Annotated in this window: 21 protein-coding genes; 16 read left to right on the top strand and 5 right to left on the bottom strand. The window is 58.0% G+C overall.

What is annotated here, in order from left to right:
• The first annotated feature begins 374 nt into the window (after positions 1 to 374).
• Entirely contained in the window at positions 375 to 905 is a 531-nt protein-coding gene (locus AC0NIL_RS32035; protein ID WP_473573688.1) for a Ros/MucR family transcriptional regulator, read from the top strand.
• A gap of 88 nt (positions 906 to 993) precedes the next feature.
• Here the strand turns inward: AC0NIL_RS32035 and AC0NIL_RS32030 are convergent, their stop codons facing one another.
• From AC0NIL_RS32030 to AC0NIL_RS32020, 3 genes are all read right to left on the bottom strand, one after another.
• Positions 994 to 1,305 carry a DUF736 domain-containing protein gene (locus AC0NIL_RS32030; RefSeq protein ID WP_352680085.1) on the bottom strand — a complete coding sequence of 104 codons (312 nt, stop codon included), beginning with the start codon at positions 1,303 to 1,305 and terminating at the stop codon, positions 994 to 996.
• Positions 1,306 to 2,180: 875 nt separating this feature from the next.
• Positions 2,181 to 4,271 carry a ParB/RepB/Spo0J family partition protein gene (locus tag AC0NIL_RS32025; RefSeq protein WP_473573687.1) on the bottom strand — a complete coding sequence of 697 codons (2,091 nt, stop codon included), beginning with the start codon at positions 4,269 to 4,271 and terminating at the stop codon, positions 2,181 to 2,183.
• Positions 4,272 to 4,629: 358 nt separating this feature from the next.
• The gene (locus AC0NIL_RS32020) at positions 4,630 to 5,028 is read right to left on the bottom strand and encodes a hypothetical protein (protein WP_473573686.1); all 399 of its coding nucleotides are present in this window, start codon (positions 5,026 to 5,028) and stop codon (positions 4,630 to 4,632) included.
• 345 nt (positions 5,029 to 5,373) lie between these two features.
• On the opposite strand from AC0NIL_RS32020, the gene AC0NIL_RS32015 reads away from it, so the two are divergent.
• From AC0NIL_RS32015 to AC0NIL_RS31965, 11 genes are all read left to right on the top strand, one after another.
• A complete protein-coding gene (locus tag AC0NIL_RS32015) occupies positions 5,374 to 6,510 on the top strand; it encodes a cysteine desulfurase family protein (protein ID WP_473573685.1) in 1,137 nt (378 codons plus the stop codon).
• A gap of 37 nt (positions 6,511 to 6,547) precedes the next feature.
• Positions 6,548 to 7,477 carry a DUF4007 family protein gene (locus AC0NIL_RS32010; protein WP_473573684.1) on the top strand — a complete coding sequence of 310 codons (930 nt, stop codon included), beginning with the start codon at positions 6,548 to 6,550 and terminating at the stop codon, positions 7,475 to 7,477.
• Positions 7,474 to 10,803: a hypothetical protein gene (locus AC0NIL_RS32005; protein WP_473573683.1), complete on the top strand. Its 3,330-nt coding sequence runs from the start codon at positions 7,474 to 7,476 to the stop codon at positions 10,801 to 10,803. The genes AC0NIL_RS32010 and AC0NIL_RS32005 overlap by 4 nt, the downstream gene beginning before the upstream one ends.
• On the top strand, positions 10,800 to 11,645 hold the full coding sequence (locus tag AC0NIL_RS32000) for a phosphoadenosine phosphosulfate reductase domain-containing protein (RefSeq protein WP_473573682.1): 846 nt from the start codon (positions 10,800 to 10,802) through the stop codon (positions 11,643 to 11,645). The genes AC0NIL_RS32005 and AC0NIL_RS32000 overlap by 4 nt, the downstream gene beginning before the upstream one ends.
• 193 nt (positions 11,646 to 11,838) lie before the next feature.
• Complete coding sequence (locus tag AC0NIL_RS31995) at positions 11,839 to 13,986, top strand: DEAD/DEAH box helicase family protein (protein WP_473573681.1); 2,148 nt, start codon at positions 11,839 to 11,841, stop codon at positions 13,984 to 13,986.
• Positions 13,987 to 13,995: 9 nt separating this feature from the next.
• Positions 13,996 to 14,226, top strand: coding sequence for a hypothetical protein (locus AC0NIL_RS31990; protein ID WP_473573680.1), 231 nt, complete (start codon positions 13,996 to 13,998; stop codon positions 14,224 to 14,226).
• Complete coding sequence (locus AC0NIL_RS31985) at positions 14,223 to 16,352, top strand: AAA family ATPase (RefSeq protein ID WP_473573679.1); 2,130 nt, start codon at positions 14,223 to 14,225, stop codon at positions 16,350 to 16,352. The genes AC0NIL_RS31990 and AC0NIL_RS31985 overlap by 4 nt, the downstream gene beginning before the upstream one ends.
• Before the next feature lie 2 nt (positions 16,353 to 16,354).
• Positions 16,355 to 16,810, top strand: a complete 456-nt coding sequence (locus AC0NIL_RS31980; protein ID WP_473573678.1) for a hypothetical protein — start codon at positions 16,355 to 16,357, stop codon at positions 16,808 to 16,810.
• A 50-nt stretch (positions 16,811 to 16,860) separates the two neighbouring features.
• The gene (locus AC0NIL_RS31975; protein ID WP_473573677.1) at positions 16,861 to 17,367 is read left to right on the top strand and encodes a hypothetical protein; all 507 of its coding nucleotides are present in this window, start codon (positions 16,861 to 16,863) and stop codon (positions 17,365 to 17,367) included.
• Entirely contained in the window at positions 17,367 to 18,620 is a 1,254-nt protein-coding gene (locus AC0NIL_RS31970) for a DGQHR domain-containing protein (RefSeq protein WP_473573676.1), read from the top strand. The genes AC0NIL_RS31975 and AC0NIL_RS31970 overlap by 1 nt, the downstream gene beginning before the upstream one ends.
• Before the next feature lie 562 nt (positions 18,621 to 19,182).
• Complete coding sequence (locus AC0NIL_RS31965) at positions 19,183 to 19,473, top strand: hypothetical protein (RefSeq protein WP_473573675.1); 291 nt, start codon at positions 19,183 to 19,185, stop codon at positions 19,471 to 19,473.
• A 427-nt stretch (positions 19,474 to 19,900) separates the two neighbouring features.
• Here AC0NIL_RS31965 and AC0NIL_RS31960 read toward each other — a convergent pair whose 3' ends face one another.
• Positions 19,901 to 20,362 (bottom strand): hypothetical protein, encoded by a 462-nt coding sequence (locus tag AC0NIL_RS31960; protein WP_473573674.1) that lies wholly within the window; start codon positions 20,360 to 20,362, stop codon positions 19,901 to 19,903.
• 156 nt (positions 20,363 to 20,518) lie between these two features.
• Here AC0NIL_RS31960 and AC0NIL_RS31955 point away from each other — a divergent pair, with 156 nt between their 5' ends.
• Entirely contained in the window at positions 20,519 to 21,274 is a 756-nt protein-coding gene (locus AC0NIL_RS31955; RefSeq protein WP_474048851.1) for a hypothetical protein, read from the top strand.
• A 104-nt stretch (positions 21,275 to 21,378) separates the two neighbouring features.
• A complete protein-coding gene (locus AC0NIL_RS31950; RefSeq protein WP_473573672.1) occupies positions 21,379 to 21,654 on the top strand; it encodes a hypothetical protein in 276 nt (91 codons plus the stop codon).
• A gap of 1 nt (position 21,655) precedes the next feature.
• Here the strand turns inward: AC0NIL_RS31950 and AC0NIL_RS31945 are convergent, their stop codons facing one another.
• The gene (locus AC0NIL_RS31945) at positions 21,656 to 22,249 is read right to left on the bottom strand and encodes an SOS response-associated peptidase (protein ID WP_473573671.1); all 594 of its coding nucleotides are present in this window, start codon (positions 22,247 to 22,249) and stop codon (positions 21,656 to 21,658) included.
• Between the two features lie 158 nt (positions 22,250 to 22,407).
• Between AC0NIL_RS31945 and AC0NIL_RS31940 the strand changes: the two genes are divergently transcribed.
• Both AC0NIL_RS31940 and AC0NIL_RS31935 read left to right on the top strand, forming a co-directional pair.
• A complete protein-coding gene (locus tag AC0NIL_RS31940; RefSeq protein WP_473573670.1) occupies positions 22,408 to 22,896 on the top strand; it encodes a hypothetical protein in 489 nt (162 codons plus the stop codon).
• Positions 22,893 to 23,333 carry a hypothetical protein gene (locus tag AC0NIL_RS31935; RefSeq protein ID WP_473573669.1) on the top strand — a complete coding sequence of 147 codons (441 nt, stop codon included), beginning with the start codon at positions 22,893 to 22,895 and terminating at the stop codon, positions 23,331 to 23,333. The genes AC0NIL_RS31940 and AC0NIL_RS31935 overlap by 4 nt, the downstream gene beginning before the upstream one ends.
• Positions 23,334 to 23,417: the final 84 nt, after the last annotated feature.

Genomic DNA, 23,417 nt, shown 5'->3' with positions numbered 1-23,417 from the left:
TGTCCCCCGGCATGCCTTCCGGGGGCGCGTGAGCGCGCGGGAGTGTTGGGGGCCAATGCCGGCGCGCGGAGCCGGGCTGCGCGGTCGAGCGGAGCTGATGGAAAGTGATCGCGACTATTGCTGCAGTTGGCAGCTTTGCGAGCCGGCGGCCCTGCTCTGCACAGGCGGCAATGGCGGGGAAGCGAGGGGAAGTTCCTCGCTTCCCAACGGACCGACAAGGGTATCCGCAGTCGATCAGAACGATGAAAGCGAAGCTTACTCTTATAATGTTGCGGAAAAGACGTGGATTTTACAAAGAAACGTACTACTTGCCTCGTTGGTGGCGGGCGAAATCAAACGTCGCTCAATTCATCCGATAGAAAAAGGGAAATTATATGAGCACTGCTCTCGAACAAGGCAACCAACTGGACACCGTGTCGATAACGGCTGACATTGTCGCCGCCTATGTATCGAACAATCCAGTACCGGTTGGCGAGTTGCCGAAGTTGATCGGCGATATCCATGCCGCTCTGAACGGCATTGGAACGCCAGCGGTAGAACCGGTGGTCAAGCAGGAGCCGGCAGTATCGATCAAGAAATCGGTGACGCCGGACTTCATCATCTGTCTGGAAGACGGAAAGAAATTCAAATCGCTCAAGCGGCATCTTCAGCACTTTAACCTGACCCCCGACCAATATCGGCAGAAATGGAACCTGCCGGCCGATTACCCGATGGTGGCGCCGAATTACGCGGCCACGCGCTCGGCCCTGGCGAAATCAATAGGGCTCGGGCGCAAGGCCCCAGCGCCCACATCTGCCGCGGCAGAAAAACGGAAACCGGTCGTGCGTGCGGCGGCAGCGAGAACGACTGTGGCTGCAATCAACTCGCCGGTGAAGAAGGCGCGCAAGGCGCCGGCCAAAGCCTAGCCTGCCGCGTCTGACGAAGGTCAGGCAGTGGCGAACCTAAACATGGCGAAGCCCCGCCTTGCGGCGGGGCTTCGTTTCGTGGGCCGGATCACTCTGCGGCGCGGCGGGACCAGATGAGCGAGAAGTCGCCCTCGGTGTCGGTCTCGACCAGACTCGCATAGATCGGAGCGGGGAAGCTGGGATCATCGAGCTTGACGGAGTGGTAGTCGCGTCCCTCGCGCGAGGTCTTCTTCCATGCCGCCCCGAACTCGGTGGCGCCGGCGAAGATGCGGAAGTCGGGACCCTTTTCATTTTCGCCATCCGCCGGAGAGAACGTCACCGTCTTGACGTTGAGATTGAGGGTCTTGACCGAGCCGGAGAAGCCATTCGCGGTGCGGGAGAAAGTGCCGATCGTAGCCATTGTGGTGGTTCCTTCTGTTTTTTGTCGGGCCGCGCCCATCGCGGCCTCGATGGTGGTCGTGAGACCGGAGACGATCGGTCCGCACCCCGAAGGGACTGAAACGAAGTGGAAGACGGCGACGCGAGGCTTTCTTGGACCGCGAGGAATGGACGCGCAGCGGACAGGGGAAGAAAACGCAGCGCCGTCGTTGCGGGAAGACGATCGAGCCTGAGCGAAGCGAAGACGGTCTTCGGTCAGACCGAATCCATTCGAGGACGCCGTGGGCGTGGCTTAGAACCAACCGACGAGAGGAAACGCCAGGATGGCTTGGCCCATAGTCGTCCGCCCCGAAACGCTTCTACGCTTCGGTCAAAAAACGTCACCTCAGTGCCAGGACAGTGTCGGTCACTACTCCAACAGGTGACGAAGGGACACCCGATTTCCCTGATCTTTGGGCTGAACCGCCATCGCGTTCGGGGCGGCTCCGAAGGCGACCGATTGATTGCTGGGGGCACAGGTTTTCACGCCGGCAATCCCGCGACGACTTCACGTCTCAAGTCGACCGGATGCGAGCCCGGTTGAGATCGATGGCTAGAAACATTTCATCTCATCACGCCAGATCCTGCGCCGGATCGCGGAATGATCCGACTACGCTGACTTCTGCGCACGGCGAGGCATTGCCGGGAATGGGACGCATCCGCTCAGGCACCTCGTGCAGGGGATCGCGGCACATGGCTGGGCGATGGCACGCCGGGAGACATTCGTGTCAGGAACATTCTGGGTTCCATCGCTTGCAAAACTTCGAGCTGTCGATGTATCCGGCCGCGCCAATGGCGCGGCCGGAAAATTCTTGAAAGGCATGCCGGAGCCGCCACGCGGCTCCGGCATGCTGCGGGTCACTCGGCGGCAACGTTGAAGGCCTCGGCGCCTTCGATCGTGTCAGACTGAGCGGGTTTCGTGTCCAGTTCGGTAACGTCCGCCGATGTGGCATCTGCTGCTGCCTCGTCCAGCCGTTCAGCGAACACCACAGGTTGCTCGGTGCGCAGGACCGCAGGTAGCCATCCGGTCCCGACGAGCAACTGCTCGGCGGCTTCCGCCATTGGCTGCTTTTTCAGGTCCGACAGCCTCTCTGCCGCCTCTTCGCTGGCAGCCTCGCGCACGGCGTCGAGGATATGTGCCTTGGTGATGCGCCCGAGATACGTCCGGACGGTCGGCGTCCAATGTGCCGTCATGTCGAGGTTGACCGCTGTCGCCAGCCTGTCCGCAGTCTCGTGCGCGCGAGGCTTGCGCTCCCAAGGCTGCTTTACGGCATTGACGGTAAGCGAGGCGCAATGAGCGAACAACGCCGTGACGCTGGCATGGTCGAGCGAGGCGATGAAGCCCCACAGGTCAGCCACATCGCGCGGCATGTCCGCAGCCCATCCCGCATGTCGATCCGCCAGTGCCTTGCCTGCCGCCGTATCCTCGATTTCGTCCGCGTGACCGGCGAGATAGACACTGGTTGGGCGGATTTCGAGGCAGTGGGCCTCAGCACCCTGATAGAAGGTCTGCGCGGCAAGGGTATGGGTCACCGCGACAAGTGCGATGTCCGGCTGTTCGCCAAGCGCAAGGCGAAGCCCAAGCGTCCGATGAGCGGTCAAGTCGCGAATGAGAAGGTCCGACAACGGCTTGCCATCGTCCTCCACATCATTGCCACCATCGGCATCCGAACTGCTGCCGTCTTCGATGATCTCGCCATCGTCATTTTCGGCGTAGTCCCCGTCGTCTGGCCGCGTTTCCGCTCCGGTTTCGGGTTGCTCGTCCTCGGCGCGGATGAAGCCACGTTCGATGCGCGCCGTACCGTCATGGGAAAGCACGACGAACACACCGCCGCGCGAAACGACATCGGGATCGTAGGCGTGACGCAGTGCGTCGATACGCTCGATCTCGGCTTCAAGCTTGCCGAAACGCTGATCGACATCGTCCGGCAGTTCCTGGGCGCTATCCCATTCTTCCGTGAGCCGGTTGAACTCGTCGGATGCCGTTACGTAGGCAGCTTTGTCTTCCTCCGACAAGTCCACTAGCTGCGGATAGGTGCGGCGCAAGCCATGTGCGTGCGGATAGTCGATATGAACATCGGCCCATTTCCAGCCTTCGTCCTGCCTGACGGTTTCGGCGATGCCTTGCAGCTTCTCGATGACCAGGCGGTCGAGCAGAGCGGCATCCCCATAGAAGCCGCCGCGATCCTCGGTGAACAGATCACGCAAGATGGCGCCGCCCGCTTCCATGTAGGCCTCAGCGCCAATGAAGACGGCGCGGCGGTCGGTCGCCGCAACATGTGTCCGCGTCAGTTCGCGGCGGATGATGTAGGGATCGCGATTGTAGGTGAGGTTTTCGAGAACCTGCTCCTGCCGCGCGTGATCGTCGGTGATGGCGAAGGCCATCAACTGATCGAGCGTCAGATCGCCGTCGCGGTAGACCTGCATCAGCTTGGGGCTTACAGCTCCAAGCCGCAGGCGTTGCCGCACGACATGCGCGGTAATGCCGAAGCGTGCGGCAATTTCCTCAGCACCCCATCCGCGTTCCTCGTGAAGCTCGCGGAACGCCTCGAACTGATCTGCGGGGTGCATATCCTCGCGGGTGATGTTCTCGTCCAGGCTGATCTCGTGCGCATCGTTCACGATGTCAACGACGCAGCGGATCGGCTCGGTCTTCTTGATCTGCTTGCGCTTCACGCGTAGCAATTGCGCCAGCCTGCGGCCTTCGCCGATACTGACAAAATAGAAGCCGGTTTCTGCTCCCTCACCGTCAAGCTCCGGCTCCACCACTAGGTTTTGCAGGATGCCTTTCGCGGCGATGCTCGCGGCATAGGCTTCGATGATCGCCCCGCTGTGCGGGGTTTTGCGAGCATTGCGGGGTGACTTTTTCAGTTTGTTCAGTGGAATGAAAACCTCTGTGCCGCTCTCGCCGGCAGCTGTGGTCTTCGCATTTGTCATGTTGATCGTCATGGTTCTAATCCTTTCCCTTTACATGCCGAAGGCATGCCCGTCGGCATGCCTTCCGGGGGCGCGTGAGCGCGCGGCAGAGTGGGGGGCGAATGCCGGCGAGCGGAGCTGGGCTGCGCGTTGAGCGGGGCGGATCGGATAAGTTCAGGGATTATCGATATGTACAGCCTTGCGAGCGGGCGGCCCCGCTCTGACGCAGGCGGCATTCGCGGGGGAGAGATGGCTAAGACCATCTCTCCCCCGCGAAGAGAGTGTGTGTTCTATAGGCCGGTTGCCGTACGGCCAGATCCTAAGCCTTCGAAGTGGATGCCCAAGCGAGTTGCCTAGGCCTGGACGACCAAACGACGCGGCGGCGACAGTCTCACGGCGGACCGGCCGGGGCCATAGCAGGGATAGTTAGAATTGCTGGCGCTTGCGGAATCGTAGAGCTCGAAGCTGCAGCATAACCAGCGCCGACTAGCGATACCGCGGCGCCTACCCAGAGAAGGTACTGGATTGTCTTTACAGTGGATGGGAATTTCGACGGCTTGATAGTGACTTTGTAATGTCCATCAAGTTTGTTTAAGTTATCGAGGTATCCATTGAAGGCGCGACCAAACCGTCCCATGATATTGATAAATGCCAGGCTTAGAATTGCGCTGAAGACAAAGACGCAAATGGCGATCGCTTTGTCAGCTCGCATTTGCGAAGTGGCGAAATACCACAATCCACCGAGCGCCACGGTGAAAAGCGGCGGAATTTTATAGAGGATGTCGTTCATCGACCGGAAATGTGCGTATTGTTCCCGATAAATGTCGGACAGCTTTACACTACCCTCTGCGACTCGGGGTACTGGTTCGCCTTGCTCGTTCATGGACCTTGCATCGACATTGTTCGTTAAGCCAGAAGGTTCGCTCGACTCGCCTAGGATCGCAAGTGATGGCTGCGTCCTTGCCTTACAAATTATTTGGAGCCGTTTTTTCACCGATTGGCGGAGGTATCTTATTATATAACCTGCACTGCTGCTCGAGCTGACTATTGTCGACGACAGCAGGATCCCTCTTGGCTTCGAATCCAAACCAATTCGGGCTATCGTTGTCCACTATTCTGAAACTGAGCTGGGCCTGTGAATCAAATCTACCTTGACGGTCACTCCACCACGCCGCTGGCGCCAGAGGCACTAGAGGCGATGACGCCGTGGTGGCATGCGCAGACTGGCAATCCGCATTCGCCTCATCTTCGCGGAATGCTGGCATCGCAAGCAGTGGAGTCAGCCCGGGCTGAACTCGCTGCGTTGGTATCCGCCGATTCGCAGGAACTCGTCTTCACCTCTGGCGCAACCGAGGCCAACAACATTGCCATCCGCGGCATCGCTTTTGCCGCGCTTGAAAGTGGGCTCGACCGGCGACGGATCATCGTGTCGGCAATCGAGCACAAGAGCGTGCTGGCGTCGGCTGCGTCGCTCAACGGCCTCGGCTTCCAAGTGATTGAGGCGCCAGTTACGCGAGACGGCCTGGTTGATTTAGAGCAGCTTGCTACCCTGATTGACGATCAGACGCTTATGGTTTCGGTCATGGCGGTTAACAATGAGGTCGGCTCGATCCAGCCGACTGCTCGCGTAGTTGAACTCGCCCGCGCCGTCGGCGCGCTCGTCCACGTCGACGCGGCCCAAGCCGTCGGCAAGCTGCCGCTCGACCTTACCGATTTCGACCTAGCAAGCATTTCGTCGCATAAGGTCTACGGCCCAATGGGTATCGGGGCGCTGTTCGTATCGTCGGCATCATCGCTGCGGCCCCTGCCCGTGCAATTCGGCGGCAGCCAAGAAAGCGGTGTTCGACCAGGGACCGTTCCGACCCCTTTGGTAGTGGGGTTCGGTGTGGCGGCAAGAGTCGCCAGGGAACGTCTCAACGCGGATTCTGCGCACGCGGCCGGTCTTGCGATCTCACTCCTAGACGAACTTCGGTTCCGACAGACGAAGTTTCTTGAGAATGTACCCGAAACGATCCGGGTTCCGGGCAGCATCAGCATAAGGTTCCCGGGACAAGACGCCATGTCAATTATTGGAAGGGTTAGTGATCGGTTAGCTATTTCTGAAGGGTCTGCTTGCAATAGTGGCCAGATCAACGAGTCCCATGTGCTATTAGCAATGGGGTATACAACCAAAGAGGCCTCCGAAACTGTCAGAATCTACTGCTCACGGTTCAATACGCGGAACGAAGTGATTGAAGCCGCCAGAATCCTGTCTGAAAGTATCCGCGATTAAGGTTGCTACTGGCGGGGGTCTCCAGTAGCATCCCGCTATGACGAACGACCTGCTTGATCCTGCCACTCCGATTCGTGTCTCCGGGCACGAGACATTCCCCTTACGCCTTCTTTGGCTCAAGAAGGCGTTCGATGTCGCGTCGGGACCCAACGGCGTTGACCGTAGAACATTTCACGAACAAAGCGCAATCGCTCGCTTCGGTGTGGGTAAAAATATGGCTTTGGCCATGCGCCATTGGGCGCTCGCCGCCGCCATCATTACGGATGGTGAAACCCACCTAACAGCGACGGATTTCGGTCGGCTAATCTTTGAGGATGGCGGGCTTGATCCCTACCTTGAGCAGCACTCAACGCTGTGGCTAATTCATTCGCAGCTCGTCTCGGCGCCCGACGTGGCGACGACGTTTTTTTATGCTTTCAACCGCATTAACCAGATCGCTTTCACCCGTGATGACCTTGTTCAGGCAATGGCTTCGATCGTCAACGCCCGCGGTGCCCGTGCAACGGCTGAAACGCTGAAGCGCGACGTCGAGGTCTTTGTTCGTAGCTATGCCGCTCGCAACAATGACAGCGGCGAGGATGCATCCGAGCCGCTCCTCGTCGAACTCGGGCTAGTGCGCGAGCTCAAATCGAGTGGTCAGCTGGAATTTGTTCGCGGACCGAAGAACACGCTGTCCGACGGCGTTTTCGCACTCATCCTCAAGCGATATTGGGAGCGCAATCACGCGCTATCGCCGACGCTATCCGTGGAGCAAGCTCAGTACGGGCCCGGCTCGCCTGGCCGCATCTTCAAACTCGATGAAGATAGTCTGGTCGTCCGGCTCATGCGGATAGGTGATGTTACAGGTGGCAAGATGGTCTGGACTGACACCGCCGGCCTTCGGCAGGTCGCGCTTAGCGGGGATTTCGGCACAATCAATGAAACTGAGCTGATCACCTCGAGTTACGATCGACGAAGGGCTGCATGAGCAAACTCTCTGAAATCGTCACGGTCGAGCGTCGGTTCGCGTTGTCGGCACGGCTTGACACGGATCTCAACGGTACTCCGCCTCTGACTGGCTACGTCCTGCAGTCAAGCGTGCGCAAATCGCTTGAGGCTATGCTGGGCGGAATAGCCGAGGGCTCGCAGTACGCATTCACGTGGACCGGTCCCTATGGCGGCGGGAAATCCTGCGCTGCCTTGCTTGTTGCCAACCTGGTCGCTGGCAACAAAAAGCAGCGAGCGCTGGCGGAAGGAATTGTCGGCGAGGAATTAGCTGCCGAATTTTCTGGGGCCTTCGTTGGTCGCGGAAAGTCTTGGGGCATTCTGGCCCTGACCGGCCGTCGCACCAGCCTTTCGAACGCCCTAGCCGATGCGGCCGCTGAAACCTTCGACTGGTCAGAAGAAATCAAGGCGGCTGCGGTTGCCGACGATAGAATCCTGATCGACAAACTCGAAAGCCGCGCGCGCTCGAAGGGCGGGCTCCTGATCGTCATCGACGAACTTGGAAAATTCCTTGAGCACGCTATGGGCGATGAAGGCGACGTCCACATTCTGCAGGATCTTGCCGAGCGCGCCGCTCGGTCTGAAGGTCGGCTCGTGGTCGTCGGCATCTTACATCAATCATTTGAGCAGTATGCCGGCCGTCTGAACCGTAGTGCTCGCGATGAGTGGGCCAAGGTCCAGGGACGTTTTCAAAATGTGCCGTTCGTAGCTCAAGCAGACGAAGTGGCGGCACTGCTCGCTCGCGCCATCCACGCCGATGAAACTCCCGCAGGGGCGCGCGGCCTTGCGTCGAAAACTGCGCTGGCAATATCGAAACGAAGGCCTGTCGATATCGCCTTACTGACCACCGTGCTGGCGGATGCATGGCCGCTACATCCAGTGTCGGCGCTGCTACTTGGACCAGTGTCGCGTCAGCGTTTCGCACAGAACGAGCGCAGTGTCTTCGGATTTCTGTCATCGGCGGAGCCGCATGGTTTCCAAGCTCACTTGGCACAGACCGATGTCGGAGACGCATCCCTCTATGGTCCCGACCAACTGTGGGACTATCTCGTTGCCAACTTCGGCACGGCACTGTCCGTCGGACCTGATGGCAACCGGATGAGCTTGGCCATCGAAGCGGTAGAGCGCGCTACGCTGCAAGGCTCGCTGGCTGCGCGACTGACTAAGTCGGCGGCGATCATCGAGCTTTTCCGAAACGGATCGGGCTTGGCTGTTGCCGACGACATTCTTGCACTTTGCGCCCCAGCCGTCAGCGTCAGCCAAATCACCAAGACGCTCGATGACCTGGTCAACCGAGCAATCTTGATCCGCCAGCCACGTCTCGGCGGTTACGCGCTATTCGCCGGCAGCGACTTCGACCTTGATGATGCCATGTCTAAGGTTGGACTTAAGCTCGATGCCGAAGTTCTGGCCGATCTACCGCCCCGCCTAGGTGTTGGTCCGATTGCCGCGAAAAGCCACTACTTCGCGACTGGTGCCCTCCGGGTATTCGACGTTATTTTGCAATTCGCCGACGAAGTGCCCGTCAATCCTGCAGCATGGGCCAAAAAAACGGCTGCGGTGCTGGCGAAACGTAAGCGTAGCTCTTCAGGCATTCTTGTCTTGCTGATGCCGGACGCGAGATCGTTTGACGCAAAGCTGGAGGTAACAGCCAAGATCTTGAGCCGCGAGTTGAAAGACGCCGGTGTGCTCGGTGCTGTGGCGGCAACAGACCGCATCTATTTGCTGCGCGATTACGCGACCGATCTCTATGCGATCGATCAGATCGAGGCATCGCATCCTCGGCTCGAAGGCGATCGCATCGCTCGTCGCGAATTGACTGGTCGGCGCGCGCAGATCACTGACGCCGTCCGCAGCGAGCTGCTGGAGGCGTTTTTCTCCTCGCGCTGGTGGGCATTCGACAAGCGGGAACACAAGCTCGATGGGAAGGGTCTGACTGTGGTTGCTTCGGCGCTCTGTGCGAGCGCCTATCATAGCGCACCGGTGATTCAGTCCGAATTGCTTTATCGCGACAAACCATCATCGAGTGCGATGGCGGGGCTTCGTGCGGTCATTCATGCCATGGTGGCCAAGTCCAATGTCGAAGATCTTGGTATCGAGAACTACCCGGTCGAACGCGGCCATTATCTGACGGTCCTGGCCCCACTAGGACTGCATCGTCAGGATGACAAAGGCGTTTGGCGGTTCACAGAGCCTGATGAGGAAGGCGCGGGGAAGAGTCTGCAGCCTGCCTGGAGGCTGTTGAAAGAAGAGAAGGTCAACCTCGGCGAGCTGTTCGACCTGTGGGCCGCTCGGCCGTTCGGCATCAAACGCGGCGTCATGCCGATGCTGGCTTTAGCCTACCTTTTGGCAAACCGTAGTCTCGTAGCTGTCTATGTCGACGGCCGTTATCAGGCCGTGATTGATGATGTGGTTGCTGATCGTTTGTTGCAGGACGCATCGGCTGTCGAGTTCCGCCGTATCTCCCGCTCGAAGCGCGATGAGCAATTCATCCGTCAGTTGGCGGTATTGCTGTCCACCGATGAAAAGGTCGTCGAAGCGAGAGCTCTCCCCGTGGCGTCCACGCTATTCCAGCGCTTCCACGCCTTGCCACTCTGGTCGCAGCGTACCGCTCACCTCGATGGGAAGGTCCGTAAAGTTCGCGATGTCGTTCTCAAGGCCAGTGATCCGGAAGTCCTGCTGTTCTCGGACCTCAGTTCGGCCCTGCAGGGTGAAACGGATCCCGCAGTCGCCGTTACTGCATCGTTGTTTAAGGCCGAGACAGCCTATCCGGCGATGCTACACGAGATAAGGCGCCGGCTCGCCGAGCATCTGAGTGTAGATCCTACGACCTTCGAAGGCATCGGCTTTCGAGCTTCAACCGCGGCCGGTATCTCAGGCGATCTGCGGCTTGAGGCGTTCATCATGCGGGCTGGTGGTTTCGAGGGCGGTGATGGCGACATCGAGGGCCTTGCAAGTCTGCTCGTGCACAAACCGCCGCGTAACTGGTCGGATCGAGAACAGGAACAGGCCATGTTTGAGATGGCGAAACTGGCTCGTCGCTTTCGGGATGCTGAAGCGTATGCCCGCATCAAAGGTCGGGCCCCCACCGCCAAGGCCATTTCGGTAATGATCGGTTTGGATCCAGCTGAGAAGCCCCTCTTCCACGCCTTCCACGTATCCGAGGAAGAGTTTGCTCAGGCCGACGACGTAGCGGGTGAACTGTACGAGCAACTGAAAAGGAAGGAGCTGCGATCTGCAGTGTCACTCACCGCGCTGGCGCGAATCGTCGAGCGGCTGTCGGCAGGACAGGAGTTGGAGCAGATATGACCGCAGTTCGCGAGCGTCACATTCTTGGAATTTCGGGCGGTCGCGACAGCGCGGCCCTTGCGGTGCACATGCGCCAGACCCGCCCCGACATCGACTTGGAATACTTCTTCACCGATACAGGAAAGGAGCTGGCGGAAGTTTATTCGTTCCTCGACAAGCTAGAGGGTTTTCTGGGCAAGCCTATCACACGGCTCAATCCCGATCGTGATTTCGATTTCTGGCTCAAGGAATACAATCACTTCCTGCCTTCCCCCAAGACGCGATGGTGCACTCGTCAGTTGAAGTTGCGGCCACTAGAACAATGGTTGCGCAAAGATCTCGATGAGGGCGTCACCATCCATTCGTACGTCGCCATCCGCGCAGACGAGCCTAGTCGTGAAGGATACCAAGCAACCCATGGCAACATGCAAGTCCACTTTCCGCTACGCGAAGATGGCATCAACCGCGCCGGGGTGATCGAGACCTTAGAAAGTGCAGGATTGGGTGAACCTGAATATTATCGGTGGCGGACGCGCTCAGGCTGCACATTTTGCTTTTTTCAGCAGAAGATCGAGTGGGTCCGACTGATGCGCGAGCACCCAGAGGCATTCGAAGATGCCAAGGGATATGAAAAGACCGCGCGGGACCACGGCTCACCTTTTACGTGGAGTCAGGGCGAAGCATTGGACGAACTCAGTCAGCCTGAGAGGATCGACCAGATCGAAAGGGAGTTCGAGGTCCGACGTATCCGGCTATTGTCTCGGCGTCGCGCCAATCCTTTGGCCGGCGATCAGTCTCCCTCAATTGACGAAGTGTACGGAATTGATGAGGCGTCAGCGGGCTGCGTGATCTGTCATAAGTAAGTCAGCCGATCGCGTATGCCCGTCGCTCAAGGCGACCTGCAGTCGGTGGTAGGCCGATTTCTTCATACTTGTCGATTTGATTGTTCTGGAACGACGAATTGACGACAGCGATTGTTGCACCATTGTACGTTGTCCAAAAAGCGGGCTGGAAAAGTGAGCCGCAATTTCGACCGGCGACAAGGAACCTTAGTACGTGAACGAGATAGATGTATCATCCATAATCAGGAGGCTCGAAAAGGCAGATCCGATCTATTTCCTTCCGGGTGATGACCTCCTAGAGGTCTTGGTACCCACCATCGCTCAAAGTGACTATTTCGACTGTATGATGGGGTTCTTTGCGAGTTCATCCCTCGCCGAGATAGGTCCTGGCCTCGCGTCCTTTCTCCGCAATTCCGACAAGCCGATGAGGCTTGTTGTTAGCCCATTCGTTTCCGAACGCGACCAACAGGCGTTGCGGGAGGGTTTGCTGTCCGCTGAGAGCGTGGCCGAGCGGTTATTCCACGACGGTATCCCAGAAGCAGACGACCTTGCTCGCCATACGCTTGCCTGTCTCGCTTGGTTGATCCGACAGAAACGTCTGGACTTCAGGGTGGCCATCCAAAGGGACGGGTTGTTCCATCCCAAGGTTTGGTTGCTCGGTGTCGACCAATTGCGGATCGTATTTCACGGATCGAGCAATCTGACAGGCGCCGCGCTACGACGAAATCGTGAGCAAGTAGCTCTCGCTCGCGCTTGGATGGATGATAGCCAAGACAAGACCGAACAGCGCGTCAGGCGCGAATTCGAAACCGTTTGGCGCGGTGATGACCCCGATTGTCTTGTGGTTCGGTTGCCGGCCGCCATTGAGGAGAAGTTGTTGTCTGATTACGGCAAAGGTTTGCAGCCGACGGAGGAAGATGCAGAACGCCTTTGGGCCAAGGCCAAGCGAGTGATCGACCTTTCCGTTCCGCCGAACGGACAGATTACTGTGGCACAGAAGGTTGGATTCCACATCCCGGATTGGCTGGAATACGAAACCGGTGCTTTCAAGCACCAAGGTGGGGCCGTGAACGCGTGGAGAGGTGCGGACAACCGCGGGATTCTTGCAATGGCCACGGGTTCGGGCAAGACGCTGACCTCGCTCATAGCGTGTCACAAACTGCACGACGTCGCCGGCCAGCTACTCATCGTCATCGCGGCTCCGTACGTTCCTCTCGTACAGCAGTGGTGCGACGAGGTGGCACTTTTTGGCGTAACCCCGCGCAATCTTTCAGACGGAAGCGGCCCCGCCGAGCGACGACGGCAAATTGGCGAAGCGGGCCGTAGCCTAAAGCTCAAGCTCTCGCAGGTAGAGGTCTTGGTTGTCAGTCACGACATTCTGACTGATCCTGAGTTCCAGTCGCAGATCGCCCGTATACCCGTCGGCAAAGTGCTCATCGCCGACGAAGTGCATAACCTTGGTAGCGCGGGCTTCCTTGCTCACCAACCCACATTCTTTGACTATCGTCTTGGCCTCTCGGCAACTCCAATCCGCCAATACGATCCTGACGGAACAGACAAGCTCTTCGACTACTTCGGGCCACCCTGCTTCGAATTCACGTTGGAGCAGGCAATTGGTGTTTGCCTCGTCCCATACGACTATTACGTTCACCGCGTCTCGTTGACAGATAACGAAATGAACGATTTCGCGGTCCTTTCGGATCAGATACGAAGGCTGGCGTGGAAGCTCAGCGCCGGAATCAGTGATCCGCAGCTCGACAATCTCATCCGAAAACGGCGGCTGATTGTGGAGGTTGCATCGAATAAATTAGCCGAACTAGAGGAACTTCTGGATCGGGGCCGTCCGGGTGATCTGAGCTACGAGCTAATTTACGCCACCGATAAGGCCCCCAGGCAACTCGAAGATGTCAACCGCATCCTACGCGATCGGGGGGTGCTATTTCATCAACTGACCTCTGAGGAAACGCGCGACCGCAAGCGCACAGCCAAGATACTTGCCGACTTCCAGTCCGGTGGTTTGCAGGTCTTGACTGCAAAGCGCGTCCTGGACGAGGGTGTAAATGTTCCTCAGATAAAGCGCGCCTATATTTTGGCCAGCAATACTGTCGAACGACAGTGGGTCCAACGCCGCGGTAGAATTCTACGGAAATGTGATGCCATCGGCAAAAGTCACGGTATCATTCACGATTTCGTTGCGATGCCACCCGCAGACCTATTGGGCGATGACGATGCCAAGCAGCTGGCACGGGGAGAATTGAAACGGGTGCAGGAGTTTGCGCGATTGGCCAGGAACTTTGGAGCCGCCGATGGTCCAATTGCAGCGCTGGAGCAACTACAGGAATATGCGTTCGACTTATCTTAGGGGGGAACTTTGGATTCGAAGCGGGTAATTGATATTATTTTAGAAGAGGCGATGAACGTCGAAGAGCGATTCTCGGGATACCGAGAAGAACTGCGAACATTGGTGGCCGAGATCGTCAGCATCGAACGGAAGCACCGTTTCGTGCATCGAAACGTCCGCAAGGACATCGCCGAGCAGATTAACAATCTGGGCAATGAACTCGCCGAAAAATTGGCACAACAGCCAGGAGAAGCCAAATGAAGCTTCTTCGTGCGCGTTTCGAGAATTTTCGGCTACTCAGAGACCTAGAGCTTGAGTTCTCAACTCGGCCCGACAAGAACCTGACAGTAATCCGTGCCGAAAACGAGACCGGTAAGACAACGATTTTGACGGCGATGCAATGGGCATTCTTTGGCGACGAGGCCCTTCCAGGGGACGCCAAGAGTTATCGGCTGGGGCCGATCGACTGGTCCGCACGCAACTGCTCCATCGAAGTCCATGTCGACTTCGAGGTCACGATCACCAAACGTGCAGGCTTCACTCCGGAGCAGCGCCGCTATCGTGTAATTCGACGTGCCGTTGAAACTCTCGACCAAACCAAATGGACGCGCGGCGACTCCGAGTTGGAAATGTATGAGCTTACCGGCGCAGGCGGGACCAAGAAGGAAAACCACCCTGACAACAGGCTTAGGACCGAATTGCCACCTGAGCTTCGAGAGATTTTCTTCACTGACGGAGATCGCGCGTTGAGCTTCATCGAAGCCGACAGCATGACTATCAAGAGAAAGCGTGTCGAGAACGCCATCAAGGCCCTACTGGGGCTGTCGGTTGTGGAGGAAGCCGGCAGGCACGTGAAGGCCGCTGGTGCCGACATCAATAAACAGGTGAAGGAAACTAATGCCAGCGAACGTGTCCGAAAGGCTTCCAAGCGCATCGAGGAGCTCGATGAAGAGATCACGGGCTACGACGCGACCATTGCTAAAGCTACTGATGAGCAGGGGCGAGCCGAGGAGTATTTCGAGAAGTTAACTCGGCAGATCGAGAACGCTCTTCGCGCTGGAAATAGGTCGGAGCTGGTCGAGGAACTGCACAACGTGCAGATACAGCTGAAGCGCGAGAAACAGCAGGAATTGTCGCTGGCACGGGATCTCGGCGAATTGATCAAGGACCAACTCCTCGCGCGACAACTCCTCGCCGGACACATCGAGAAGGCGACAGTGCAGCTCGATAAATTGCGGGAACAGGGCGACATCCCGAATCAAGCCATACCGGTCCTCCTGGAACGACTCAAGGAAGGCACTTGCATATGCGGCGAGCCACTTTCGTCGCATGACAATGACGCGGAACGCCGTCGCAAGCATATCGAAGACCTTGTCGAGCACAGTAGGAGCGCCGATGCGGCGAAAATGCTCATCACGGAACTCTACTTTGGCGCGAAGACTCTGATGGAGCCCCTGCCCACAAACGGTTGGAAGTCGCGCTACATCGCTCACTTTGACAATCGGAAGGGCGTGGCGGCCAGCATGGCTCAATTGAATGGCCGCGAGGCGCAAATCGAAGCTAAGATGGCCTCCATCCCTGACGTCGATGTCCAATCGCTTCAGACTGATCGCAAAACCGCTCGCCGTGCTGCCGATGAGCAAGGCGACATTGCCTCCCGCGCTCGCGTTAAGCTCGAGCGGGCCAAGGTCGAGAAGAGCGATGCCGAGGAGGATCGGGACAAGGGTTTGAAAGAGGGGCAAAAGGGCGATCGGCTCCGCGGGGAGCTCATCGTCTCACAAGATCTCTGGACCGTTTTCGATCGTGCGTTAGCACGGCTCAAATCTGACGAGCTGCAGCGGGTTAGCGGCCTGATGAACGACATCTTTCTGGAGATGATCGGTGCGGACCCAGATCAGGGTGCCATTATCCGCCAAGCGGCCATCAGCCCCGCATTCGACATTATTGTGCTGGGGCCAGATGATCGAGCGCTAAACCCCGACCGAGACCTCAATGGTGCCTCGAGACGCGCACTGACCTTGGCCTTCATCCTTGCCCTGACAAAGGTAAGTGAGGTCGAGGCACCGAACATCATCGATACCCCGTTGGGCATGATGAGCGGCTACGTGAAGGCTTCCGTGTTGCGAGCTGCGATCCAACATAGTGCGCAGTTGGTCCTTTTCCTCACGCGATCCGAAATCGCTGGAACCGAATCCATCCTTAAGCAGTACGCGGGCGCAGTGGTGACGCTCACCAACCCTGCTCACTACCCCACCATGCTCATGCATCCGCCGGTGTCGAACACAAGACAGATCGTGAAGTGTGATTGCTCGTACGACGAGGAGTGCGAAATCTGCGCCCGTCGAATGGACATAGCCGCCGAAACCTCAGAAATGGAACCCGCTTGATCATGAGCGCCATAAGCAACCCATTTTTGAATACGGAAATCAACGCACCGAATGAGTTTCAGGAGTTCTTTCAGAGGTACTCGCAATCGACGGGTGCAAGCTCAGTTGATGAGCTGGACCGTAAGCCCTTTCCTCGTATGGTTGACTTCTGGTTCCTCGCCATCGGCGTGGCGGTGAAGAAGAAACTGAAGCCAGTCGATCTGACGGGTATGGCCACTTACAAGGCCGCTGAAGGCGCAGCAATTTCGTCGCCTGAATGGCGGATACACGCCCTGAAGCTGATCGCCATTGGAGAGACTGGCGACCCGACGATCGTGACGGATGGTAGGGCCATGATGCGGATCGCAAACAGCCTTGCATTTGCCGGCATGCCCCACCTAATTGAAATCCTTGAAGAGCATCTCGACGACGAGGCCTTTGGCCTCTGCGACGCTCTGATAGACCTGCTCGACAATTAGCAGACCTTGAAATATTCGGACCAGACAATGGCTTCGGTGCGGGAGGGGTAGTGGCTAAAGGCCCTGTTGATCTTGTTAGCCAAACGAAATGGCTTAAGGGCGAAATGCAGCATTTTTTCCTCGACTTTCGGCGGTGGAGGAGGTTCAGCACGCGTTACAAACTTGAATGGAAGAAGGAGCGGTTCGGCGAGGCTACTCGACCAAGCATCCCCAACGAGCGTGGAATCTACGTGTTTACTGCCGAACTCTCTCCCGGAAAGCTGCCTTCACATGGCTATATCCTATATATGGGGATCACTGGTGACGTCTCAAATGCGACGTTGAGGAGCCGTTACGCTCAGTATCTCCGACAACACAACACCCAAAGGGGGCGCCCCGCTATTTCCTATATGCTAACGAATTGGGAAGATGACCTCTTTTTCAACTTCGCCACCTTTCCCAACAAGGCGGTGGATCTGTTGAAATTGGAGAATGCCTTTCTGGACGCGGTCAATCCTCCTATGAACAAGCGCGATCTCGGTGCTACGATCACGAACGCAAAGGCGGCGGCATTCTGATGGCGACCAAACCCCTCATTCTCCCCGCACTGAGAGGCTACTTCGGCGACTGGATCTACTATTCTTGCCTCATTCCAGTTCCAGAGATCGCCGCGCGCGTTAGGTTTGCGACAGAAATTCACAAAAACAAGGCTTTGTCAGACCTCATTCAACGCACTCTCCAAGGCACCAGAGCGAAACATATTGCGGCGTACTTAGCCAATAACGACGAACGTTTCTTCAACTCGTTGGTTCTGGCTACTTATGGGGGCAAGCCAACATGGTTGGAGCTCGGCGACTTCAAGTCCGAGACCTACCCCGAGTTGGCCAAGAACGTAAACCAAAGTGCCATGGATAATGTAGGTTTCCTGAGTTTGACGGGAGCGGAGAAAATCTTTGCCGTGGATGGACAGCATCGGCTGGCGGGAATCAAGAAAGCCCTCGAAGAGAAGGTTGATCTTACTGATCAGCAACTGTCGGTATTAATGGTCGGTCACAAGCCCGGCAAGGAAGGGATGGTTCGAACTCGCCGTCTATTTACTACGTTGAACAAGACTGCGGTCCCGGTCTTGAAAAACGAGATCATCGCCCTCGACGAGGACGACGTTATGGCAATCGTGGCTCGCAGGATGGTCGAGACCGATCCGCGCTTCAAGAATCCCAAGATTGCGGTGATCTCAAGCGCCAACATACCGCCAACCAATTTCGAGGCGCTAACCACGATAGCCAATCTCTATGACGTCCTTCGTTTAATATTCCAGCTTGAGGTCGGCAAGTCGTCGGACGAGCGGCTCCGGTTTAATAGGCCGTCCGACGAACGGCTCGATAAACACTACGCTTACGCAATGGAGTTCTTCAATCAGCTTGCAACCGCCTTTCCCGCGGTGAAATCCCTTTTCGATACGGCCGATCCAGAAGCAGTCACCAAGAAGCAACGCGGTAGCCATGGCGGTCATCTGCTATTTCGGCCGATCGGGCTCGAAATGATGACCAGGGTCGCAATCGACCTCGTAACGAAAAAGAAAATAACGTTCGAGGAAGCGTTCACCATCATAAGAGGATTGCCGATCGACCTTGCAGGCGCTCCTTATGTCGGAGTTATTTGGGAGCCTACAAAGCGCATCATTGTGGCCCGCGGGAAGCGCGTCGCGCGTGACATTTTGAAGTACATGGTGGGGCTACCGGCCGGAAATCAACTCGTGAAAGAATATCGCGAGCTACTGGGGCACGACGCGGCTGATGAGAGCGTTCAACTGCCGCCCAAGGTTGTTTGAGGGTTTCTGAATTTTGTCCGTTGATTCAGTCAATTGGCCAACTTTCTGCGCGAGAACCATCGCTTCCCGTGGCGTCATTTTTTATCTTCATCCTCACGTAGCGAGCTGTGGCACATGCTCCTGACATGGCTCCCTCCTGACGCAACAGCCCTGCTCCGTGAGAGCCTGCAAGTAGGTGTTAGTTCCGACAGGCCTAAGGGTCACTTGGCCAAAACACATTCGATGCGTTTGTCCAGTTTGAGAAGGTGCGGCGTCACCCAGCACCGCTTGCGCTTGTGTAAGGTTTCCGCAATTCTGACATGATGCGACGTTCGCCTCTTCGTATTGTGCTTGCGCGGGCAAAAGTGCGGTTGGCTCAAAAGACTTCCGCCGGTGCGGAGGAATGGAAACCGCTTTCGACGGCCGCTATAGACAGCATGACTGTCCTCGAGGTGTACTACCCGCCAGAGGACCTGGCACGGCGGCGTGAGAACACGAGGCGGGCGACCGAACACGCTGCTGCCTACATCGCGGCCGAATTGGAAAAGGCAAAAGGGCGCCGGGAACGGCGCCGTAGCCGACCATGACCCGGATGTCCTTTGCTGAAGAGCTCGAAAGCGCTGCGGATCGCATAGCGGACCTGTCGCGGCCGGATTTGCAGATCATCCTTCGTCGCGCGGCGTTGATGCTCAGGAATGTTGCCGGCGTGCCCCTGGAGCCGGCGACTGAGGATGCACTCAACGCTATAGCCGCTGAGATGAAGGTGGGCCGATCGGACCTCATACAGATTGTATTGCGCGAATGGCTGGAGACGAACGCCTATCTCCCGGTGCGTACCATCGACGAGGAGAGCGAAACGGACGGGATCGCATAGGTGCGATGACGCTGTCCTCATTCGTCTTTCCAAAAGACGCGCTGCTGCCTCGTTGATCTCCCGTTGGCGACTGTCGGCGCTCTAAGGAAGAACGGCGTATAAACCGTAGTCCTGCACGCGTCCGGAACAGCGGACGACTGTCGCGGGTAGGACGGAGGAAATTCGCCCCCGCCGCGGGCGGTGAACGGGACAGCCGTAGGAGCGTCAGCATAGCGCCGGCCGCAGGACGGGACGCGGGACCGACTGTCCCCGTCCCCGGCGGTCCGCATGACTTGGCGTCACGATGGAAGCAGATCAGCCATGATCGCACGCAGTTCCGGTCCTCGGGAGCCAAGCCGCTGATCGGCAACGATGCTACTGGCTTGCCAGCGTCAGCGCCGAGTTCGCCTAGAAGAAATCGAGGAGGTCCTGCGCCCTTCGGCTCTCCTCAATTGCGTGGCAGCTTGTGAATTTCCAGCCTGACAGGCCCGCCCCTGTCACAACTCGTGCAAAAAAGCGCGCGCTCGACTGAACTGAACAGAGCGCCTTTCCCATAGCGTTTGATGAGGCCAGCAGGCTTTACCGTTGCATGATGCGAACAGGATCTGCACCAGGCCCGCAGCAGATGCCACTCGCGAAGATCTCCGAGCGCAACATCGAGGCCGGCATGAACGCTGCCGTCGACAATGGTCTGTGGCGGGATCGTCACCTCGCCGGGTGTCAGGATTTTCTCCATCACATGCCGACTGTTGTAGTGGATGAGCAACATGCCCGGCCGGCGCCGGATGGCGGCCTGCCAGGCTGCCTGACTGACCGTTGAATCGGGAGAACGCGAGATGGTTTCTGACAAAGCCTGCTCCTCGCGATCCCAGACCTCGATCCGAAAATTGTCTTCCGCTGTTTTCGCCATAGCTTCGCCGGCCAGCGCGATTGACGCCGAGCCACGGTCCTTTGCTGCTCAAGATCACGCTGAAATAAGGAACATATTCCTCTCTCGTCAAGGCATACTTGACTCATCGTTCTCTTTTTGTTCTCCTTGACAGAGATAGGCCATAGGAGGCGAACCATGGAACTTCGCTTGAACATCGAGAACGCAACACCAGAAGAGCTCGCACGCGGCATCGCCGCAGCCGAAGCCGTGTTTGCACGCGCCGGCATTACGGCTTTGCAGGGCGCGGAAGGACTGTTTGCGTTGGAAGGGTGGGATATCAAAGGCTTTCCAGAAGACGACAAGCCTACTGAAGACGAGAACCAGGCCGCCACAGTCTGGCTGGAGGCCGACGAGGCTGCGACGACTGCTTGTTGTGCGGGCTGGCCGGAGGACAAAATTCCGCGCCATCAGGTCATGGAACTGATCAACGTTCCCCGCAAGAAGTTGCAGGCCGAGGCTCTTCCGGACACGTGGCCGGCGCGTAAGCAGCTCTATCCTGACGTCGTCAAACGGCTGGAGGTTACAGCTGGCCCAGACCGCCAGATCGATTTCGACATTGCCTTCGTTCTGGGTTGGGTGCCCGAGCGGCCGACGCTGGATCGGGTTGAGCCGCTTTCCGAAGAGGGAGACCGTATCCCCTTCTTCACCAGCGATCTTGCCCAGGTCGAAGAGATGGCCCGCAAGGCGCTCAGGGACTGGACAATCGAGATCGACAGGGATCCCTGCGATGCCCACGTTTTCGACCCGGCGGCCAGTGATGACGATGATGAATTGCGCATGGCGGCATGGCGTGATTTCGACGGCTCCCTGCACATGGAGAAGCCACCGGCAAATACTGCAATCGCGCTGACGCTGGCCATGATGCGTGGCCAGTCGATGCATTTCGAATAGTGGTCAAACGCAGTCGGGTTTCACCAACGCCATCGGTCATCGACCGCGACTGGCCTCACCAGGTTGCGCTGCCAGATGACCTTTGCACCGACCGGAACTTCACCATGATCGCGAAGTTCTGCCAGGAACGAGGGCTTAAGCACCAGACACGGCATGTGCAGGCGATATGGCCGAATGGCAAATATGAAACCTATCGGCTCCATTGCTTCAGCGATGCCGCATCAGCAGAGGTGTTCCTTGATCATTTCGAGGGGCTGATGTTCGATCCGAGGCGGGATCGGGAGAATGGAAAGGTGCGCGGCGTCTGGCGCCGCACGGGCGAATACACGCCGGTTCTCGATCTCGGTCAGCTCAGCGTACCAGACATCTTGCGCAGCTAAGTCACGAGCTTTCGGGGCGAACTGTCTCCACCGAGAGGGATCCAGCGGGAAGCGGACGCAGCAGCTCAGCCTCAGGCTTTGTCAAATTGATCCAGGCCGCCCAATTCTCGGGCTGAAGGACCACCACCTGACGATTGTGATATGGCGCGACGTCCGGCCCGGGTTCGGTCGTCAGCATGGTGAAGGTGGGAGGCTTGTTGCCGACAGCTTCACGCCAAAGCCCGGCGATGACCATGAAGGGAGAGCCGTTGAGTGTGAAACGATGTTTGGCCTTCGGATATTTCGTGCCTGTGAATTCGAAGAATGCGGACGCAGGAACGAGGCAGCGTTTGCTGTTTCCGAACTGCCGGCCTTCGGAGCGGAAGTTGAACACTGGCCCTCCCTTTGGTCCCGCCGGCGGAAATCCAAACGTCATCGACGCCAGTTCGATCGTGTCATCAGCGGCACGCATTATCGGCGCCGGATCATTGATGTGGACGTCATCCGCCTGGGGCAAATCAAGTTCGGTCTGGTGGCTCGGGATATTCAGCGACAGCGATGCCATCATCCGGCAATATTCAGCCCAGAGGACATGCTGCTCGTAGTCGTTGCACATGGTAGGCTCCGGACGTGGGCAACCTCCGTTAATTCTAGAGCAAACGGAGGTGCCATGGGAAGCGGCGGTCAACCCAAGGGGCCCCGTTCAATCAGAATGTCCGTCTCACTGTGGTGGGCAAGAAGGGGCTGCGGGCCAGGGGCCAAAGGGAGGACCAAATGAGCGACGTGGCGAAGGTTCTGGGACTGATCGAGAACTGCAACGATCCCGAAAAGCTGAGATCGTGGATCAGGAACGCCCGGGACAAGGGTGAGCCGGGCGTCGCCGACGCTGCTTTCCGCAAGCTGGTTTCGGTCCTGCCCAAGGAGAAGCCGGGGACCGTGGAGCATGATTTCTGGCAGACGATACATGCCTTCGAGCATGTCCTGTCCGACGAGCGGGGAAAGACGACCCGGCTCGCGCGCACAAGGCAGAAAGTCGCAAGGGCGGGAGTGGTCCAGACGCTTCAGGACTGGGCCATGAGCGCCAAGAGCACCGACGGCTTTGACATGCTGCTGGAGCGGAACATGCCGGAGCTGACCGGCGAAGCGATCGTCCTGCGGCACGCGCCGCAGTTTAGTGCGGAGGTCGTCGCGGCGGCCATGCGCAGGCTGGAGGAAGCGGATATCGATATTGCCACGCTCCCCGGCGCCACGCCTACCGGATGACCGGCCGCAAGAAGGGCGACCGTCTCCGGCTGCCGCCGATCGTGGCGGGCGAGTGGCGCGGCGAGATCGTAGCATCAGCCAGCGTCAACTTCGGCCAGGTGGTCCAGCCAGGCCCGCCCCGCCAGTCGGTCGAGTTCACCTACATCATTCTCCCCGCCACCCTCATCATGCCGGACGCGGCGTTCCGGTGGCCGGGCATTGTCATGATCATGGCGCCCACGCCCTTGAAGACGCAGTTCCCTGACGCGGGCACGCTCTTCCAGGCCGATCGCCTGCCGTCGCTGAGCCTCTCCCTCCAAGTCACCAGGGCGCAGTTTTCGGACATGCTGCCACGCATCGAAGCCCGGCGGTTCAAGGACTTTTATTTCGTCGTGGAGGAGGAAAGCGAGGGTTCCTGGCCTGTGCGGAGCTGGGGCATGGGAGCCACGACAGCCTAGCGCGCCGGCCCCGCCCTCATTCTATCTGTCTCGACGATAGCAGAGGTGGGCTGCAGCGTCTCGGCCATGATTGCCATCTTGGCG

The sequence above is a fragment of the Mesorhizobium sp. WSM1343 genome (genome assembly GCF_055901535.1).
The sequence above is the reverse complement of the archived record's forward strand: the minus strand, read 5'-3'. Positions and strand labels throughout refer to the sequence as shown.

What these genes read in the sequence shown, in the direction of transcription:
- AC0NIL_RS32035 (WP_473573688.1), top strand. Translation starts at nt 375, where the DNA reads ATGAGCACTGCTCTCGAACAAGGCAACCAACTGGACACCGTGTCGATA.
- AC0NIL_RS32030 (WP_352680085.1), bottom strand. Translation starts at nt 1,305, where the DNA reads ATGGCTACGATCGGCACTTTCTCCCGCACCGCGAATGGCTTCTCCGGC.
- AC0NIL_RS32025 (WP_473573687.1), bottom strand. Translation starts at nt 4,271, where the DNA reads ATGACGATCAACATGACAAATGCGAAGACCACAGCTGCCGGCGAGAGC.
- AC0NIL_RS32020 (WP_473573686.1), bottom strand. Translation starts at nt 5,028, where the DNA reads ATGAACGACATCCTCTATAAAATTCCGCCGCTTTTCACCGTGGCGCTC.
- AC0NIL_RS32010 (WP_473573684.1), top strand. Translation starts at nt 6,548, where the DNA reads ATGACGAACGACCTGCTTGATCCTGCCACTCCGATTCGTGTCTCCGGG.
- AC0NIL_RS32005 (WP_473573683.1), top strand. Translation starts at nt 7,474, where the DNA reads ATGAGCAAACTCTCTGAAATCGTCACGGTCGAGCGTCGGTTCGCGTTG.
- AC0NIL_RS32000 (WP_473573682.1), top strand. Translation starts at nt 10,800, where the DNA reads ATGACCGCAGTTCGCGAGCGTCACATTCTTGGAATTTCGGGCGGTCGC.
- AC0NIL_RS31985 (WP_473573679.1), top strand. Translation starts at nt 14,223, where the DNA reads ATGAAGCTTCTTCGTGCGCGTTTCGAGAATTTTCGGCTACTCAGAGAC.
- AC0NIL_RS31980 (WP_473573678.1), top strand. Translation starts at nt 16,355, where the DNA reads ATGAGCGCCATAAGCAACCCATTTTTGAATACGGAAATCAACGCACCG.
- AC0NIL_RS31970 (WP_473573676.1), top strand. Translation starts at nt 17,367, where the DNA reads ATGGCGACCAAACCCCTCATTCTCCCCGCACTGAGAGGCTACTTCGGC.
- AC0NIL_RS31965 (WP_473573675.1), top strand. Translation starts at nt 19,183, where the DNA reads ATGACCCGGATGTCCTTTGCTGAAGAGCTCGAAAGCGCTGCGGATCGC.
- AC0NIL_RS31960 (WP_473573674.1), bottom strand. Translation starts at nt 20,362, where the DNA reads ATGGCGAAAACAGCGGAAGACAATTTTCGGATCGAGGTCTGGGATCGC.
- AC0NIL_RS31955 (WP_474048851.1), top strand. Translation starts at nt 20,519, where the DNA reads ATGGAACTTCGCTTGAACATCGAGAACGCAACACCAGAAGAGCTCGCA.
- AC0NIL_RS31950 (WP_473573672.1), top strand. Translation starts at nt 21,379, where the DNA reads ATGATCGCGAAGTTCTGCCAGGAACGAGGGCTTAAGCACCAGACACGG.
- AC0NIL_RS31945 (WP_473573671.1), bottom strand. Translation starts at nt 22,249, where the DNA reads ATGTGCAACGACTACGAGCAGCATGTCCTCTGGGCTGAATATTGCCGG.
- AC0NIL_RS31940 (WP_473573670.1), top strand. Translation starts at nt 22,408, where the DNA reads ATGAGCGACGTGGCGAAGGTTCTGGGACTGATCGAGAACTGCAACGAT.
- AC0NIL_RS31935 (WP_473573669.1), top strand. Translation starts at nt 22,893, where the DNA reads ATGACCGGCCGCAAGAAGGGCGACCGTCTCCGGCTGCCGCCGATCGTG.